Genomic DNA, 3,718 nt, shown 5'->3' on the forward strand with positions numbered 1-3,718 from the left:
AAAAGGTGGTTGAACATCTGTCTGTGCTGGCTCGCTGTGATGGCCGGGGCGAATTATTATCACTTTTTTGCCAGCGATGCGTATGCATTTGAAACAAAAGAAATAAACAATACCCAACAATCACTGCGTGAACTGGATTATACCGTTTATCCGGGTTTGGCTCCTGTATATCAGGCGCAACCAATCAATATCGTTGTTGTGGGGAATACACCGCAACAGCTCATGGGTGAATTAGGCTGGATTGAGAATGAAACATTCTCGCGAGATAACCTGACACTGAGTCGTTATTTAAAGCTGCTTTCAAAAGAGCTACCGCCTATCTCCGATCTTTACTGGAACCAGCAACCTCAATGGTATGCCTACCAACTTGCCGGGGATCTGGTTAACAGGAAGCATATTCGCTGGTGGTACGCCGGTAATGAGGAGCAGTCAGGAAAGCCCATATGGGTGGGAGCAGTTAGCTACGACAACGAGCTAAAACTGGCTCATTACAAAGGGATTATTACCATTTTGCACGGTATCGACCCTGATATCGATATAGAAAGGGATGAGCTGGCAGAAAAAGCCAAAGACTCTGGGTGGAATGTTGAATACCAACAGTTTGGCAAGCCTGTTGCGTATTCAAAAAGCCGCCACTATTTCAGTGACGGCCAGATCGTAATACTCTCGAAAGACAAGAGCACAACATGATTGAATCGCCGCAGTATCAAACAGCGGCGATATCTTCATTAGCAAGTGCCAACAAAATTAACGTGGACGGGCAAAAACCTGAGTCCAGTAAATGCTATATTGCGCACTTGAGTTAGTCACTGATGAAGCACCCATCTGAGTGTAGTTCGCACTCATGATGTTCTTACAGTGGCCCGGGCTATTTAGCCAGCTATCCATTACCGAAGCGAGATCTTTCTGACCCGCAGCAATGTTTTCCCCCACAGTGCTCCAGCTATAACCCTGGTCAGAAACACGATCACTTGGCTGGTCACCATTTAAACCGGTATGGCTGAAGAAGTTGTAGTTTGCCATGTTGCTTGAATGAACAAAGGCTGCCTGCTCCAGGCTATAATCCCATGTTAATGCAGGTACTGCCGGCATCATCTGTCCACCACAGTCACGAGCCTGTGCACGTGCCGCATTCACTGCCGCTAACATCTGGTCAGCAAAATCGCCACTCTGCGGATCGCCGTTGCTTCCGTTATCGCCGCCATTGCTGCCGCCGTTATTACCGGAGTTGCCACCATTGTCAGAACTACCACCATTATTGGAACCGCTGTTGCCGTCACCAGAAATAACTGATCCGTTCCCTGAGTTTGAATCTCCGCCAGTAGCGGCACCGTCATCAGAACCACCGCCAGAACCGCAGCCTGTAACCAATAACGTAGAAAGAATTAATAATGATAGTGTGCGCATGGGTACATCCAGTATATGTTTAATTGAATTTATGATTTCCAAATAGACTTATATCGTATCCAAACAACAAAAAAGTATATTAAGAAAACTAAGATTTGTGTCTCAGCCAATTCCTGACCAGCCTTAATGTGGTGAACAATATACTGACTCAAAGCTGAACAGTTCAATATGCAACGGTTATATTTCAAACATCCTGACACACTTTTTACAATACAAACAATACAAGAACATCGTGCATAATCATATTTATCTCACTTTATTCAATAAGATACACACAACAAAAAAAGCACATCAGTTTTGCATAACTTTTAATACAAAGATATACAGAATAACCTATACATTTAACCAACAGCCGAACTCACACAACAGAAATAAAAGTTAAAATAGTTTTCTTATGTAGAATCAGGATAAAAAAGACCACAAACAATTACCAACATTAACTTTAATGTCATCATTATTTTGTGGTCCATTACTAACCTAGCCAGTAAAGCTTTTATTACAAAGTAAGTACTCGTTTTCTAATTAATTATACCCAGTCATCTTGAGTCACACTCACACCTTTTATTTGAGCAAACACCTCATCCCCAACTTTGATATTTAGCTCATCTGCTGCCCATAGTGTAAGGTTCGCCCATATCTGAGCTTCTCCGACTCGAAGCCTTACGGCCACTTTTTCCTCTTCATCAACAGAAAGAAGCTTGTCCACCCTTGCCGTCAATATATTACGGATACTTGTCTTTTCAGGTTTTGCCTTAGTTATCGAGACGTCATTGGAGTGAATACGTACTCTTACCCACTCCCCGCGCAGCCTGTTCAATTTGCTTACCCATAGGCATGCATCATGGTTTAGCATTACCTGAGTCAAAGCATAGTCCGGATGGGTGTGGTTTACCCGTGCGCTAATCAAAGAGCTTTGCTCCTTAGCTGGTAACCACGGACGCATTTCCGGTGACCCCCAAACACTGTTTACATTCCCGGCAACAACAACTTTGCCCTGATTAATCATCACCATATGATCTGCAAGCCTCAAAATTTCATCGAGGCTATGGGTAACATAAAGAATAGGTGTATTTACCTGCTTAGCCAGCTTCTCCAAATAAGGCATCAGCTCCTGCTTGCGCGGCAGATCCAGTGACGCCAGAGGCTCGTCCATCAGCAACATATCGGGTTTAGTCAGCAATGCTCTGCCAATAGCTACTCGCTGCTTTTCACCTCCCGACAAAGATGATGGAAAACGCTGTAACAAGCTTTCTATGCCCAGTAACGTAACAACGGCGTCAAAGTGGGCCTGATCTTTATCCCGGCAACCATAGGTTAGATTTCCGGCTACCGTATAATGCGGAAACAAACGTGCATCCTGAAACACATAACCGATTTTTCTTTTCTCAGGAGGAAGGTAAATGCCTTCTTCACTATCACACAGTATTCGATCACCGAGCTTGATCGCTCCTTTGTCGGGCTCACTTAAACCACTCAATACATTAATCAGTGATGTTTTTCCTGTTCCCGAACGACCAAAAATTGCGGTGATCCCCTGCATTGGCAAATCAAGCTTGATATCCAGCTCTAAGTTACCAAGTGTTTTCTGAACATTAATAGCTAGCATTGGGTCTCCAGTCGATTACGTGCCATTCTAGCCATCCATTCAGAAACCAGTAATGAAGCCAGGGCAATAGTAATTGCAATAATACAAAGGCGGGCCGCCTCACTCTCAGCGCCCGGTGTTTCAATAAAGGAAAACATCGCCAATGGGATTGTCTGTGTCTCGCCGGGTATATTCGAAACAAAAGTAATCGTGGCCCCAAACTCACCCAGCGCGCGGGCAAAAGCCAGTATAGTCCCCGTCAAAATACCCGGAACGGTGAGTGGCAACGTAATCGTCAGAAAGACCTTCAAGGGACTGGCGCCAAGCGTCCGGGCTGCTTGCTCCAATTTAGGATCGACACTTTCAAGCACCAAACGAATTGAACGAACCATTAGCGGAAAAGAAACCACAGCAACGGCGATGACTGCTCCGCGCCAACTAAAGCTGAATGTCAGTCCGAACCACTCATAAAGCACCTTGCCAATGACACCATTTCGCCCCATGAGAGTTAGCAGCAGATAACCAATAACAACCGGCGGGAGTACCAGGGGCAAATGTACAATGCCATCCAAAATGGCCTTGCCGTAGAACCGGCATCGCGCCAGCAACCATGCGCACAAGATCCCAAGCGGTAAGCTAATCACCACCGCTACACACCGAACGCGAAGCTTAAGACCATAAATATAATGAGCAAAACAGAGATGCGGTCTACTGCTCGTGTTGAAT

At 45.2% G+C, this 3,718-nt stretch carries 4 protein-coding genes; 1 reads left to right on the top strand and 3 read right to left on the bottom strand.

Annotation, left to right across the window (positions count from 1 at the left end; genetic code table 11):
• The coding region (locus MHN01_RS19880) for an LssY C-terminal domain-containing protein (protein ID WP_239412939.1) at positions 1 to 690 on the top strand (690 nt) is incomplete at its 5' end.
• 57 nt (positions 691 to 747) lie between these two features.
• On the opposite strand, the gene MHN01_RS19885 is transcribed toward MHN01_RS19880, so the two are convergent.
• From MHN01_RS19885 to modB, 3 genes are all read right to left on the bottom strand, one after another.
• Complete coding sequence (locus MHN01_RS19885; RefSeq protein ID WP_239412940.1) at positions 748 to 1,407, bottom strand: CAP domain-containing protein; 660 nt, start codon at positions 1,405 to 1,407, stop codon at positions 748 to 750.
• Positions 1,408 to 1,933: 526 nt separating this feature from the next.
• Positions 1,934 to 3,013 carry a molybdenum ABC transporter ATP-binding protein ModC gene (gene modC, locus MHN01_RS19890; protein WP_239412942.1) on the bottom strand — a complete coding sequence of 360 codons (1,080 nt, stop codon included), beginning with the start codon at positions 3,011 to 3,013 and terminating at the stop codon, positions 1,934 to 1,936.
• Positions 3,007 to 3,675, bottom strand: coding sequence for a molybdate ABC transporter permease subunit (gene modB, locus MHN01_RS19895; protein ID WP_239412944.1), 669 nt, complete (start codon positions 3,673 to 3,675; stop codon positions 3,007 to 3,009). Before modB ends, modC begins: the two co-directional genes overlap by 7 nt.
• Positions 3,676 to 3,718: the final 43 nt, after the last annotated feature.

Origin of the sequence: Photobacterium sp. OFAV2-7, assembly GCF_022347985.1 — a bacterium.
Taxonomy (GTDB): Bacteria; Pseudomonadota; Gammaproteobacteria; order Enterobacterales; family Vibrionaceae; genus Photobacterium.